Raw genomic sequence first — 13,897 nt, 5'->3', positions numbered from 1 at the left:
TTTTATTGATTCAATATTGAGGCAGATTGTTTTATTGAAAAACCTTAACTTAGGAACTCATAACTCCATGAACTTACAAATTATCATTTTAGCTGCAGGTCAGGGTAAGCGGATGTATTCCAGTACTCCTAAAGTACTTCACCAAATTGCAGGGAAGCCTATGTTGACTCGAGTAGTGGAAACCGCGCAGCAACTAAATCCTGATGTAATCCATGTTATTTACGGTCATGGTGGTGAACAACTTAAGAACTCACTCCCTGACTTACCTGTGCATTGGGTACATCAGGCAGAGCAATTAGGTACAGGCCATGCAGTAATGCAGGCTTTACCTTTTATTCCACCACGGACACAAGTACTTGTTCTATCTGCTGATGTCCCGCTTATTCAAGCAGATACGCTACGCGCTTTAATCGCGTGCAGCAATACAGCAAACGCTCATCAATCCATTTTGTCACTCTTAGTTGCCCATCTTGAAGACCCTAGTGGTCTTGGGCGAATTGTTAGGGACAACCAAGGTGAAGTTTCCATCATTGTAGAAGAAAAAGATGCAAATGAGCAAGAAAAGAATATAAAAGAAATTTATTCAGGGATTTGTTGTGCCATTTCTGATGATTTAGAAAAGTGGCTACCCAATTTGGGCAATGAGAATGCTCAATCTGAGTACTATCTCACTGAAATTATTGCCTTAGCTGTTGCCAATCAAACACCAATTAGAACACTGAGTGTAAAAGATAACGCAGAAATTCAAGGGATAAATAACCGATTGCAATTGCAGCAATTAGAGCGGATATGGCAAGTACGACACGCTGAAAAATTATTACAACAGGGAGTATCTATCGCTGATGCCAATCGTTTTGATTTACGCGGTGAGTTAATCTGTGGTAAAGACGTATTCATTGATGTGAATTGTGTGTTTAAAGGAAAGGTGATTCTTGGAGATGGTTGCTCTATAGGACCTAATTGCCTGCTCACTGATGTAAGTTTGGGTGCTGGGTGTGAGATTTATGCCAACAGTGTCTTGGAAGGTTGTAACATAGAAAATGATTGTTCTATTGGCCCTTTTGCTCGATTAAGAGCAGGCACCGAATTAGCTGCACATTGCAAGATAGGTAATTTTGTTGAAACCAAAAAAGCCATATTTGATGCGGGTTCCAAAGCAAGTCATTTAAGTTATTTGGGCGATGTGTGTTTAGGGAAAGATGTTAATGTAGGAGCAGGAACAATTACTTGCAATTATGACGGAGTTAATAAACACAAAACCGTCATTGAAGATGGCGTTTTTGTCGGTTCGGACACTCAATTCGTTGCGCCGGTGACTGTAGGTGCTTATGCAACGATAGGGGCAGGAAGTACCATCCGCAAAGACGTTCCCCCTGGTGAATTAACCCTTACTGAATCAAGACAGAAAACAGTCTATGGTTGGAAGCGGCCCGTGAAAAAGGAATAATAAAGCCTGCACGCTTCCACCAGAGTTTAAGATATCCCTGAAACAGGGATATCTTAACCCAATGGCAGTTGTACCTTATGGTCAATGATGTCAACTTAAAATCAATCTTGCGTAATCTAAATGTAGGCTGGTTGCTTGCTACCAGGGAAAGAGCGGCTTGATGTTTGATCTCGGTTGCAAGCAACACGCTACACAAGCTTAAGTTGAAGTCATTGCTCGTACAGTAACGGAAAATTAGCGCTTCAATCATACTGTAAAGTCGATGCTTTGTTTTTTTCCATGTAGGCACAGAACCATAGAATTAAAGGTAGAAAAACCATCGTCATGAATAATTTGTAATGCCAAACATTCGCTACCAAACTAATAACTTGATCATAAGGATAAATCCCCCCGAATAGTAAACCGTAGTCAATTAAACACAATAGGGAATTAGAACAAAAATTAGCAATTAAGATACGTAATGGGCGGTGCAAACCCCACTTTGAGTGTTTTAGGTGGTGTAGCAGCAAAGCATTACTAATGAAGGCAACAAATAATGTCAGCGAAGCTGCAGGCAGCCTTTTTAACATAATGAAGTTGTAAAAAGGATTTAAATTGAAGAACGTTGGTGATGGCAAAGCAACGATCCCTATAAGCAAAATATCAAAAGTGAATTGAGTGGCAATAAGGATTAAGCATAACTTGAGGTTGACTCGATAACCCCACAGTTCACCGAGTATTGTGCTAATAAATAAAGTAATTGGAAAAAATAATGAGCTGGCTGATAGCACCATATATTTATTGATAATCGTTACTATCCTGTATTCGCAAGCTAAACAAATGAGCATTATGACGATCGCAACGCAAATAAAGTAATGAGATAAGGGTAGTGCTTCTCTGCCTCGCTCGAGGTCTGGGATAATAGGCAAATTCTGGTATTTCAGTAAAAATGCCAGATAAAATACACCAATAATAAGCAGTATAATGGAAGCAATCATGAATGAATCAATAAAAATGTGTTTGAAGCTGTGAAGATGAACCCCTGAAAATAAGAGAAAAAAATCCAATCCAAAAAAGCTGAGGCCCCCTAACAATGCAAGCAGCATACATTGTTTTGGTGAAGGTAAAACTTTAGTGGCTTTAGGATAAAATAATAGATGTGGCAGATAGAAACTCAGTGCAAAAGCGATAGTAGTTGCAAAGAATTTTTTCGGAATGTCTTCAAAAATAATTTGATAAACAGGATTATTATGCATGTATTCGGCTGCGGGTAAGTTAATTAGTATATAAACCCCAATACAAAATACATATAAAGCCAGTAATGAGATATTTAGCAAATGTCTTTGTTCTTTGATGGTGCAATTTCTTAATGCTAATAAATACAAACCTGAAATTAATGGACAGATCAAACAGTTCACAGAGAACATCAGTCCTTCTATGAGAACGATTTTGAACGATATATTAATTAATAAGATAAGGGAGGTAATAACGCTTACAGTCATTAATAAAAAACAGGACTGCTGTGAAGGCAATGATTGATTCATATGCTTAGGATTTCCATAACTTTGATTTGTTAATGATTGCCTTGTAAAGAAATAATTCGCGCACAAATATAACACCATTGCATTTAATATGGCAAGTAGTAGTGTAATTCTACTGACGAACGATTCATTTCGGTGCAGTAAGAAAGATAAAAAATTTTATTCACATAAACTTTAGTTCTATTTCTCACCTACGACCTATGTCATTTTTGGGCTACATGCTGATTTAAAGAAAACAGGCATAGATCAGAACATTCATGAGGGTGAGCGGAGCTCCAATTTTTATAAATTCAAAAAAATCAAAACCTCTAACACTGCGTTTCTCACAGTTTTGAATAATAATGATATTACTTGCAGCCCCTAAAATTGATAAATTACCAGCAATAGTACTTCCTGCTGCCAGGGCTAATATACTTGAATCAGAAAACGGATATTGCATGAGAAGTGGTAAATATAATGCTACCATAGGGACATTGGATATAAATTGACTCAGAATAATACTGATTATCAATATTGTAGGGACTTGGGTAATCGCAAGATGAAAATGGTTGATGCCGGTTTGAAAAAAACCGCTATCCCATACACTTTGCATCAGAATAAAAATACTTGCAAAAAAAATCAAAGTACTCCAATCCAGGCTTTTAATCAGCTTTTTTCGCTGTGTGCTGAGAAAAATAGGTAACGCTGAGATAAGTGCTATATGGCTGAAATTTAAGTGTATGGATGATTGCATGAAATCAAAAACTATTTTAAGAATAATCAAAAGGCATAAAGTTATTAAGCTCAGTTTAACAAGCATTACTGTATAGCGATCACGTACAGGCGAAGGAGTGGGCTTCTCGATGGATTCGTTTAAGGTTTTTCTATAAAAAAAATATATGAGCAGGTAAGTAATTGCAAGATTTATCAATGTGGGTATCGCCAGCAGTCTCATAAATTGGAAAAAAGGTGATGGCATCTCTGCTTTGACTGCTATTAATAAGTTTTGAGGATTACCGATAGGACTGAGGGTACTGCCGATGGTGATTGAAAATGCCAGTGCAAAAATTAAAGGTTTGATTAGTTTTTTATTTATTTCACACAATTGAATGAGAATGGGTGTACCTATGATAGCAATCGTATCATTCATGAGTAAGGAAGCGCTTAACCCCAGGATAAATACAATAATGAATAAAGCCTGTTTCCCATTATGTGCGTGATAGAAAATTTTGTCAGTGAGTTGTTCTAAATAGCCGCTGTCCTCAGCTGCTTGCGCGATGAGAAAAACACCAAATAAATAAAGCATCACATCCAGTTCAATCGCTGTAATTGCACGGACAGGAGTAATTTGTTTGAATAATAGTGCAGCAGCAGCGCCTGCAGTGGTAATAAGCCAAATTGGAATGATAACTCGTGTCATTCTGCGAACGGCAATTAAAATCAGGGTGATCAAAAGAATCAAGACAGCTCCATACATTCCTTCGATCTCCTTAACTTACTAGCTGTATTCAAGTGATGTAGAGAGTTCCTCTATGGTAGATGATGAGCCAAGTTCCGCTGTTTTAACTGATGGATTGTTTCCGAGCATAGGACGCGTTTTGGTAGAAAATAAACTATTTGCGGATATTGAGGGTAACGTTTTTTGAGGAATTAATTTTTTGGCCTCAATCATCGAAGGAGTTCGTGGTGTTTTTAACTCTTTTGCTGGCGGTAAAACTTTGGCTTGAGGTTCTGGAGGAAGCTCAATGATTCTGTCTGTTTCATGCAAGCCCACATTAGTTGTCCCTTTAGTCAAGAGTATCTCATGAGATACATTATTTCGTTCAATCCATAATTTAAGTGCCATAACAAAATCCCAAAAATCTTCTTTTTTGCTCAACGATAAAAGAAACTCAGATAGCTTTATGGGCATACCAAAGCGGTAGTTTAATACGACTGGGAGCGTATATTTGACTGTGGACGCGATTGCTGTAGGAGCCGTTGTTAGTGTTTTAACTGGTTTTGCCGCTTCAACGATTTCTATAATGTAAAGTAAATCAGTGCGGATGTCAGGCCAAAATTCTTTAATTACTGGATCATTAACTGCATTTTTGGGGCTATGAAACATGCTGGGTAGCAGATATTTTGTTGTTTTCTTAAAGAAACCGGGTGGTGCAGGTTTAACTTGCTCCAAATCACTTTCTAGTACTCTGGTTAGGAACCTGAAAACTGTTGATAAAGGAATAAATGGTTTTGCACCTGGAGGCGGTTTAAAATCAATGGGTATTCTTTGCATCAATCCTGCAAACAAAACGTCAACAGCAAACCGTTTAGTGCGATCATAAATCACTAAAGGATCAACTGGAATTTTATCTTTTGCCGAACGGACTAATGGCAAAGACATGTGCGATGCAACATTAATGTGTACTAAAAGTAACAAATGACGCAATGTTCTGAGGTAAAGATATGGAGGTTTGCCTACAGTCGATTCAAATGCATAATCCATCAAATATGAGGTTCCTGTATAGGCTAAACCTAAAGACAATATTGATTCGGATTTCATCGCCTTATGCCGCTCACAGCGTTCTGGAGTTGCCATACGTGTAATGTATTCACCATAAAAATAGATGGCTAATATCCATGCGATTTGCTCTCCATAGGGCAGAGACCTACTAATCCCCCAAAGCACAAGATCATTAAAAGCCAATACCAAGGGTTCACGTAATGACCCTTTAAATTTTCGTTTGAAATTACAATCCTCCTCCTTTTCTCCACAGAGTGTTGGGGGAGATGGATTGAGCCTTCCTTTATGCTCGTTAAAAGCGGAGGAACCTAATGCATCAAGCGCCAAGGTATGTGCAATTAATTTAGGCACCTGCCTGTATGTATATCCCCACACTGCGTAATTCATTAAAGTTAAGGTAGGTAAAACCGCATAGGATGCCAACATACTTGTCGGGTCTGTTGGTCGTAAATAAGTTTGAAGGTTATTATTTGCGAAATGTACTGCTGCGACTGGCAGAACATCATAAAAGAGTATATTCCCTCCTCCATTAACGATTTTCATCACTGGAGGAGTAACCACTGCAGGAACTGCCTCGCGTAAGGCTAAGACTTGTTCGGCTACATAAAACGCTGTATTTGCAGCGTAGCCTACGGTTTGTTTTATGGCGTTATTCCAAACCCATGTTGCTCCATCCCCAAGTGACTTGGTTCCATTAACCACAGAAGTCCACCAGTTCATAATTTTGCGCTCCCTGCAAACAACGAAATTTTATTGTAAAAGTAAAAAAATAGAAATGCTAGTCTTTTTCTCATGAAGCACAGGAAGATTACATGTTGCTACGATTCTATTAAAATCTTTTATCCTAATAAGTCAAAGTGATTTATTTTTCGTCTTTCAGTTCCACTATTCCTATATCGTCACTAATAAATTGCTTTTTCCATGGTAAATCACGATAGGTTTGCCCTTTTTTAAGCGGTAAAATAGGATATTTAATTACATCGAAAAAAGGTGAAAGATCAAAATCACTTGGTGTGTAAAGGCGGGGATTTCTTTGAATTAATGTATAACCCGTTTTATCTTTTTTAATCACAGGCAAAATGGGATAATTTACTGATTGAAATACGCTGGCAATCATGGAAGAACATATGTCCTCTGTTGGTTGTAATATGTTGTGCTGGAATAAAGAGGATCGCCATCTACGAGGAAAAAAACCCCAGGGAAAAATAAACCGCGCCAGATCAAAAAGATGGCGCAAGCTGTAGTTTTTGCCAATTTTATTAATCGCTGCGGCAATTACGTTTTCCCTATCTTCCGGCAAAAGAGAAGAGGGCCGTAAAATACGTATGTGGTCATTTTTATATTCATCCACCCCGGAAATCTGAGTTCCTTCGCCCAGCATGCTTTCTATAATAAACTGCGTTGAGGCTAAATTACGTGTCTGTTCCTGCACGAGCTCACGTAGTGAGGGATTTGAGATGTCTTCAAGGCGACCAATGTACAAAGCAGCATGAGTCCAAGTACTCTCGGAAATAAGTCGGATAATATTCCCCATCCGCGTACGACTTTCTACTAAGAGTACATCCCCTGGTTGGATCTCTTGAGCCATTTGAGCGAAATCATATAAATAAGTTCTCTTGATTACCTTATCTTCTTTCGATAAGAATCGATAAAATTTTAATAAGATAAAATTTATAAAGACATTTTTCTTTCGTTCTTTCATAGTTGTTATCCATAACAGATATTTTTGAATGCAGCCTGGGTACAACGAAGCGAAGCCCGGAGCAGCATGCCATTACATCCACTCTATTTTTTATAGATTTTTATCCGGGTACTCACACAGATCCTGGATGATGCATGTTTTACATTGGGGGCGGCGCGCAGTACATACATAACGTCCATGTAAAACAAGCCAATGATGCGCATCTTTTAAAAACTGAGCCTCAATATTTTTTATGAGTGCTCTTTCTACTTCTAAAGGAGTTTTCCCTTTAGCGAGGCCAGTCCGATTTGATACCCTAAATATGTGAGTATCTACAGCCACTGTGGATTCGCCAAAAGCTGTATTCAGGATTACGTTAGCTGTTTTACGGCCTACTCCCGGCAAAGACTCCAAGTCATTTCGTTGAGTGGGTACTTTTCCATTGTAATTTTTGACCAGCAATGCGCAGGTTTTCATAATATTTTGTGCCTTGCTATTATAGAGGCCTATAGATTTTATATATTCTTTAAGTTTTTCCAAACCCAATTCAAGAACACCCTCGGGGGTGTTGGCTACTGGAAATAACTTGGCTGTTGCTTTATTAACGCCAACATCAGTTGCTTGTGCTGAAAGAATGACAGCAATTAACAATTCAAAAGGGGAGTGATAAACCAACTCTGTAGTTGGATGTGGATTTTGTTCACGAAAACGCACAAAAATTTCATGGCGCTGCTTTTTATTCATGAGTTTTTTTCGCTTTCACACGTGCCAATGCTTTTTGAATATAGTCTTGCTTGGCTTGTAAGTCTTGGGTCTTATCTGTTTTCAATGCAAGTTGGCGCTTTTCTCTATAAGCCTGTTGTTTTTCATGTTCCTCACGTAATGAACGTGTTTTTTTGGCATTAAAACGCTTACGTGCTAGAGCTTTATCATAGTGTATATCGGGTAAAGTCACCATCTCAATACAATCTACCGGACATGGAGCAACACACAGGCCACAACCAGTGCATTCATGGTTAATCACCGCATGCATTAATTTACCACTGCCAATGATTGCATCTACCGGGCATGCTTTGATGCATTTGGTACACCCAATGCATTCTGCTTCACGAATGACCGCAACAGAGGGTGCCCGGGTATTCGTGTGTGCGTTTTCCAAATAAGGAACAGGGTTAATATTGAGTAAAGCACCTAATGCTTTGACGGTAGTTACTCCCCCGGGAGGGCATTTATTAATTGGTGCTGTCCCTTGGGCCAGGGCTTCGGCATACGGTAAGCAACCAGGGTAATCGCATTCCCCACATTGAGTCTGTGGCAAAAGTGCATCAATTTCTTTAACTGAAGCCATGGTACACCTGTTTGGATTGTTCCAGCATGGCCTGTATTTTTTCCCTTTCAACACGAACCATTAAGGGCTGGAAGGTATTGAGATTATGATTGAGCAGAGGTTGGTTAATGGATTCCCAATTAAGGGGGGCACAATTTAAAAAACCTTCAGAAGCTTTTGCCATCAGAGGCAATACGGGTTTTAAATAAGTGATTAAGATCCGAAATAAATTAATTCCCATGGTACAAATGGCCTGTACTTCGGGTAAGCGTCCTTCTTCTTTTGCTAATACCCAGGGCTTGTGGGTATCTATATATTGATTCACTTTATCGGCGCAATCCATAATCTGGCGAATAGCGCGTGCATAATCGCGAGAAATAAAAGAATCAATCACTTCCTCGCGCACGTCGAGTAGTTCCGCGTACAATTGCGGGGCACTTAAACCGCTGCTTAAAAGGTTATCAAATCGCTTATTGATAAAACCGGCACAACGACTGGCAATATTGACTACTTTGCCCACGAGATCCGCATTGATCCTATTGATGAAATCATCAAAATTTAAATCCAAATCATCAACGCGGCCGTTTAGCTTGGCGGCAAAATAATAACGGAGGTATTCGGGATGCAGGTGCTCAAGATAAGTCCGTGCCTCAAGAAAAGTTCCACGTGATTTTGACATTTTCTGGCCATCAACCGTCAAGAAGCCATGAGTGTAAACGGCTGTAGGCATGCGGTGCCCGCTCGCAGCAAGCATGGCAGGCCAAAACAAAGCATGGAAATAAACAATATCTTTACCAACAAAATGGTATAACTCGGTAGTTGAGCCTTTATCCCAAAATTCAGCAAAAGAAAGGTCTTGCTCATCGCAATATTTTTTAAAACTGGCCATATAACCTATAGGTGCATCAAGCCAGACATAGAAGTATTTGTCTGTAGTTCCGGGAATTGGAAATCCAAAATAAGGAGCATCACGCGAGATATCCCATTGTTTTAATCCTGCGGCAAACCACTCATCCAGTTTATTCGCTACTTCGGCTTGCAAATGACCGCTACGGGTCCATTCTTTTAAAAGCGCTTCGTAACGTGGCAAATCAAAAAAATAATGCTCTGAATCTTTTTCTATAGGTTTGGCTCCTGAAATAGCAGATACGGCATCAATTAAATCCGTAGGCAAGTAGGTCGCACCACAGACCTCACAGTTATCCCCATATTGATCGCGAGCACCACATTTTGGACATGTTCCTTTGACGTAGCGGTCAGGTAAAAACATTTGCTTTACAGGATCATATGCTTGCCGTATGGTTCTTTTAATAATGGAACCATTTGCCTGTAATGACTCATAAATGGCTACAGCTAAGGCCTGGTTTTCTGGGGAGTGGGTCGTATGATAACAGTCATAATCAATCGCAAACGCTTTGAAATCACGTTCATGGCTTTGCTTTATTTCGGCGGTCAAGGTTTCTGGAGTAATTCCCATTTGCTCTGCTTTTAACATAATCGGGGTGCCATGCGCATCGTCACCACAGATACTGATGCAATGGATTCCGGACATTTTATGGGTACGCACCCAAATATCCGTTTGAATATGTTCTACTAAATGCCCAAGATGTAAATGCCCATTTGCGTAGGGTAAGGCGCTGGTAACCAGCATTTTACGTTGTTTCGCCATTAATTCAGTACCTGCTTGTGTAAAATGACAGATTATAACGCATGTAAGCCATAAATGCTGTAGGCAACTGAGTTATTGCTGAGTGACGTGATAGGGTAAATCGTGGTTGCATTAGACAAAAAAGAAAATTCTAAACTGTTGAAGTATAGCTTGGTACTTATCTATTACTTTGGAGTTACGTCGTGTAAATTAATTAAATAGAAATAAAAAAACGCGGCATATGCCGCGTTTTTCATTTCTGACTTGAACTACAGATTATATGCTGCTGCTCAAATCAAGTCTTTGATCAACTTCCTCTACTTTCTTCTTCACAACATTTGTGCTCAAAGGAGATGGGAATTGAGGTACATCTTCTTCACGACGAGTCGACAAACTAACTACAGTGCCTGATTTAGGCTTAACTGAAGTTGTGCCTAGCTCTGGAGCAACGTATGGGTTGCTGCCAATAAAACTAGATTCGAAACCACTCTCTTTATGTAAAGAGTCTTCTTCGTCAGAGGGCAGTACTTCAAATTTGTTTTTTTGGCTCTTGCTACGAAGACCTTTGCAGCACTCAGCAAGCCAGTTAATCGCGTTACCAGCAGCAGCAGTTACGTAAGTTGCAACAGAAGCAGCAGCAGCGGCTAATCCAGCAGCAAGACCGATTTGTGCAACAGTGCTAGCACCAGCGATTGCAGCAATAGAAAGACCACCGATTGAGAACGTAGCAACTGCAGTTAGAGCAGCAGGCCACAAGAATAAAGTAAGTGCAACCGCACCAGCAGCAAGCAGAGAAAGCCACGCAGCAGTAGCGATTGCTTTTTTATGGTTAGAGAGGAAATCAGCAGTTGAACGGCTAGCAATTTTAATCCCTTCAGCAATATAGCCTACTAAGCCAGGTGTTGTTACAGGTTTACCATCACGGCCCATTTTAACTTTTTCTACGCCGTCTCTATCTGTTACTTTAACAGTAGAACCTAATAACAGATTAGACAGACCTGTAAAAGCATTTGCTGGTAAGTACCCAATCTTACTCATAACTTCTTTAAATTTCATGTGTTACTCCAAGGTTATAAATCAGGGCAAATAATAGCAATGATTTTGCTACATGTGAATCAAAAATGCTCAGTTTGTTGTAACAAAAGTGTAAAAATATTTGATTTTTCCGTGTGAATGGTATAGCAAATGAACAATCATTATATTAATAAAACATTAAGGCTAATATTTGTGCGATTACAGGGCTTAAGTTTATTTTAGAGAAAAGGGAACTAAACAATCTAATGATAATTCCCTGCCATTCTATCAATGATCGGAATGACGATAGAGAGTAGGGTCATCAATTCCAGCACCAAGAAATCCGCGCTTTCTAAAAGTACAACTATCACATTGGCCACATGCTTCCCCGGCATCATTTGCCTGATAACATGAAACAGTTAAACTATAATCTATACCGAGATGTATTCCTAATTGAATTGTTTCTACCTTGCTTAAATGCTGTAAGGGTGCATGAATGGTGAATGGATCACCGCTTACCCCTGCTTTGGTCGCCAAATTGGCTAAAGTTTGAAAGGCTTGGATAAATTCAGGGCGACAATCAGGGTAATAAGAATAGTCAACAGAGCTTGCTCCGATAAAAATTTCTCTTGCTCCAATAGATTCTGCGAAGCCTAAGGCCATCGCCAGGAAAATGGTATTACGCGCAGGCACATATGTAACTGGAATGTCAGAGCCATCCTGAAATGATGGTACTTCTATATTAGAGTCAGTCAACGCTGAATTACGAAACAGTGCAGTATCTAAGGGGACAATTTGATGTGTCACAACCTGATAATGCTGAGCAATACGCTGTGCAGCGAGCAATTCAGCTGAATGCCTTTGCCCATAGGAAAAGCTGATTGCGTAACAGGAGAAGCCTTTTGAGCGAGCTAAAGCCAGGCAAGTTGTGGAATCCAGGCCGCCAGATAATAGGACTACCGCTTTTTTCATAATATATAAGTCTCCAAAAATTTACTCATTTTTATAACTGCTTAAATAAGCCCGGGCAAGAACCGCTGCCTACGTTGTTGTGGCTTGTCCGCATAATCCAGGAATTTTGCCCTCGTCAGGAGCTTGGAATCCTGAGAACGAGCCGCAGGCGAGTGTGATTATAATTTGCCCAAACTTCTTGGGAGGTTACTTTTTTTAGGCTTAAAATGCTGCTAGAATGCGTCCATTATGCCATAACATGGAGCTTTATGACGACTACTCTTTATCCCGTTATCCTTGCAGGCGGTTCTGGAACTCGTTTATGGCCTTTATCTCGTAAAAATTATCCGAAGCAATTTTTAGCCTTAAATGGTGAGCTGTCCCTTTTGCAACAAACTGTAAAAAGAGCACAGAATCTGGTAAATACCCATGCACTTATCATAAGTAACGATGCGCACTATTTTCTTTGTCAGGATCAATTAAATCATTTAAATCATTCGTTGACTTATCTGTTGGAGCCTTGTGCTCGCAATACAGCTCCAGCAATTGCCTGTGCAGCTCATCATTTATCTCAAATCGCTGGGCCTGATGCAGTTATGTTGGTGCTTCCATCAGATCACTGGATCGCTGATGAGCTGGCATGGCAAGAAGCAATGTTAATAGGAGCACAATTTGCTGCAGAACATCATACTTTAATTACTTTTGGTATCCAGCCAGACGGCCCTAAAACCGGATATGGTTATATAGAAGCCGGGTTGCCATTAACGGATAGAGTGCAGCAGGTTTTGCGTTTCAGAGAAAAACCGGCACTTGAACAGGCAAAAGAATTTATTGCCAGTGGAAATTATTTTTGGAATAGCGGTATGTTTGTTTGTCGTGCTGACGTATACCTTCAGGAATTAGTTGAATACCAACCTGACATTCATTATTTTAGCCAACAAGCCGTTTTAAAAGCACAGCAGCACCATGATTTTTTACGTCTTGATTTAGAATGCTTTTCTCGTTGCGAAGCCGACTCCATTGATTATGCAATTATGGAAAAGACAAATAAAGCTGCGGTTATACCTGTTGCCATGCAGTGGAGCGATTTAGGGTGTTGGTCTGCAGTGGCGGATGCGAATACACCCGATCAAGACGGAAACACGGTTAGTGGAAAAGTTATTGCACAGCAGAGTTCGAATTGCCTGATTCACAGTACTGACATTTTAGTTACTGCAATAGGTGTACAAGATCAAATCATTGTTGCTACCCAAGATGCTATTTTGGTAGCTGGCAAGGAATACTCACAGCACGTTAAAGATTTAGTGAGTTCCTTAAGCAAAGATCATCATCAATTGACCCAAGATCACCAACGAGTGTCTCGTCCTTGGGGATATTATGAAGTTTTGGCTGAGGGGGCTTCTTTTAAAGTAAAACGACTTATGGTAAAACCTGGTGCTCGTTTGTCATTACAAATGCATCAGCATCGAGCCGAACATTGGGTTGTTGTTTCTGGAAAGGCAGAAGTAATCAATGACACACAAACGATTTATTTATCGGTAAATCAATCAACGTATATTGCACAAAATACGCTACATCGTTTGAGTAATCCAGGTAATGAACCACTTTATGTTATTGAAGTTCAAAGTGGCGTATATCTAGGTGAGGATGATATTAAACGGTTTGATGACATCTATGCGCGTGAACTCTCCTAATTAGGGTTTTTCAAGAAATATTTATTGAGCAGGCGATGCGTGTCTCTTTGGCAAAAGGTTAAATCCTGGGAAAAGTCCAATATGGGGCTAAACTGCTCCTTGAGCCATTTATATCTCGCACTAAAGTAAAATT

11 protein-coding genes are annotated in these 13,897 nt (G+C 39.7%); 2 read left to right on the top strand and 9 right to left on the bottom strand.

Annotated features, from left to right (window positions below; genetic code table 11):
• Window positions 1–67 precede the first annotated feature (67 nt).
• A complete protein-coding gene (glmU, locus tag Lpar_RS03290) occupies window positions 68–1,447 on the top strand; it encodes a bifunctional UDP-N-acetylglucosamine diphosphorylase/glucosamine-1-phosphate N-acetyltransferase GlmU (protein ID WP_058516572.1) in 1,380 nt (459 codons plus the stop codon).
• A 242-nt stretch (window positions 1,448–1,689) separates the two neighbouring features.
• On the opposite strand, the gene Lpar_RS03285 is transcribed toward glmU, so the two are convergent.
• The 9 genes from Lpar_RS03285 to queC all read right to left on the bottom strand — a co-directional run bounded on the left by Lpar_RS03285 (window position 1,690) and on the right by queC (window position 12,091).
• Window positions 1,690–2,970: a VUT family protein gene (locus Lpar_RS03285; RefSeq protein ID WP_058516571.1), complete on the bottom strand. Its 1,281-nt coding sequence runs from the start codon at window positions 2,968–2,970 to the stop codon at window positions 1,690–1,692.
• Window positions 2,971–3,193: 223 nt separating this feature from the next.
• On the bottom strand, window positions 3,194–4,423 hold the full coding sequence (locus tag Lpar_RS03280) for an SLC13 family permease (RefSeq protein ID WP_058516570.1): 1,230 nt from the start codon (window positions 4,421–4,423) through the stop codon (window positions 3,194–3,196).
• Window positions 4,424–4,444: 21 nt separating this feature from the next.
• Window positions 4,445–6,169, bottom strand: a complete 1,725-nt coding sequence (locus Lpar_RS03275; protein ID WP_058516569.1) for a hypothetical protein — start codon at window positions 6,167–6,169, stop codon at window positions 4,445–4,447.
• Between the two features lie 142 nt (window positions 6,170–6,311).
• Window positions 6,312–7,151: a YiiX/YebB-like N1pC/P60 family cysteine hydrolase gene (locus tag Lpar_RS03270; RefSeq protein ID WP_058516568.1), complete on the bottom strand. Its 840-nt coding sequence runs from the start codon at window positions 7,149–7,151 to the stop codon at window positions 6,312–6,314.
• A gap of 90 nt (window positions 7,152–7,241) precedes the next feature.
• Entirely contained in the window at window positions 7,242–7,874 is a 633-nt protein-coding gene (gene nth / locus Lpar_RS03265) for an endonuclease III (protein ID WP_058516567.1), read from the bottom strand.
• A complete protein-coding gene (locus tag Lpar_RS03260; protein WP_058516566.1) occupies window positions 7,867–8,478 on the bottom strand; it encodes an RnfABCDGE type electron transport complex subunit B in 612 nt (203 codons plus the stop codon). Before Lpar_RS03260 ends, nth begins: the two co-directional genes overlap by 8 nt.
• The gene (gene metG, locus Lpar_RS03255) at window positions 8,465–10,126 is read right to left on the bottom strand and encodes a methionine--tRNA ligase (protein ID WP_058516565.1); all 1,662 of its coding nucleotides are present in this window, start codon (window positions 10,124–10,126) and stop codon (window positions 8,465–8,467) included. The genes Lpar_RS03260 and metG overlap by 14 nt, the downstream gene beginning before the upstream one ends.
• A gap of 255 nt (window positions 10,127–10,381) precedes the next feature.
• The gene (locus tag Lpar_RS03250) at window positions 10,382–11,143 is read right to left on the bottom strand and encodes a hypothetical protein (protein ID WP_133133940.1); all 762 of its coding nucleotides are present in this window, start codon (window positions 11,141–11,143) and stop codon (window positions 10,382–10,384) included.
• Window positions 11,144–11,407: 264 nt separating this feature from the next.
• Entirely contained in the window at window positions 11,408–12,091 is a 684-nt protein-coding gene (gene queC, locus Lpar_RS03245; protein WP_058516563.1) for a 7-cyano-7-deazaguanine synthase QueC, read from the bottom strand.
• A 248-nt stretch (window positions 12,092–12,339) separates the two neighbouring features.
• On the opposite strand from queC, the gene Lpar_RS03240 reads away from it, so the two are divergent.
• Entirely contained in the window at window positions 12,340–13,764 is a 1,425-nt protein-coding gene (locus Lpar_RS03240) for a mannose-1-phosphate guanylyltransferase/mannose-6-phosphate isomerase (RefSeq protein ID WP_058516562.1), read from the top strand.
• Window positions 13,765–13,897: the final 133 nt, after the last annotated feature.

This window comes from Legionella parisiensis (genome assembly GCF_001467945.1).
Classification (GTDB): Bacteria; Pseudomonadota; Gammaproteobacteria; order Legionellales; family Legionellaceae; genus Legionella; species Legionella parisiensis.
The sequence above is the reverse complement of the archived record's forward strand: the minus strand, read 5'-3'. Positions and strand labels throughout refer to the sequence as shown.

Bases quoted from the DNA above. Each gene is read 5' to 3' on its own strand.
- glmU (WP_058516572.1), top strand. From the start codon at position 68: ATGAACTTACAAATTATCATTTTAGCTGCAGGTCAGGGTAAGCGGATG.
- Lpar_RS03285 (WP_058516571.1), bottom strand. From the start codon at position 2,970: ATGAATCAATCATTGCCTTCACAGCAGTCCTGTTTTTTATTAATGACT.
- Lpar_RS03280 (WP_058516570.1), bottom strand. From the start codon at position 4,423: ATGTATGGAGCTGTCTTGATTCTTTTGATCACCCTGATTTTAATTGCC.
- Lpar_RS03275 (WP_058516569.1), bottom strand. From the start codon at position 6,169: ATGAACTGGTGGACTTCTGTGGTTAATGGAACCAAGTCACTTGGGGAT.
- Lpar_RS03270 (WP_058516568.1), bottom strand. From the start codon at position 7,151: ATGAAAGAACGAAAGAAAAATGTCTTTATAAATTTTATCTTATTAAAA.
- nth (WP_058516567.1), bottom strand. From the start codon at position 7,874: ATGAATAAAAAGCAGCGCCATGAAATTTTTGTGCGTTTTCGTGAACAA.
- Lpar_RS03260 (WP_058516566.1), bottom strand. From the start codon at position 8,478: ATGGCTTCAGTTAAAGAAATTGATGCACTTTTGCCACAGACTCAATGT.
- metG (WP_058516565.1), bottom strand. From the start codon at position 10,126: ATGGCGAAACAACGTAAAATGCTGGTTACCAGCGCCTTACCCTACGCA.
- Lpar_RS03250 (WP_133133940.1), bottom strand. From the start codon at position 11,143: ATGAGTAAGATTGGGTACTTACCAGCAAATGCTTTTACAGGTCTGTCT.
- queC (WP_058516563.1), bottom strand. From the start codon at position 12,091: ATGAAAAAAGCGGTAGTCCTATTATCTGGCGGCCTGGATTCCACAACT.
- Lpar_RS03240 (WP_058516562.1), top strand. From the start codon at position 12,340: ATGACGACTACTCTTTATCCCGTTATCCTTGCAGGCGGTTCTGGAACT.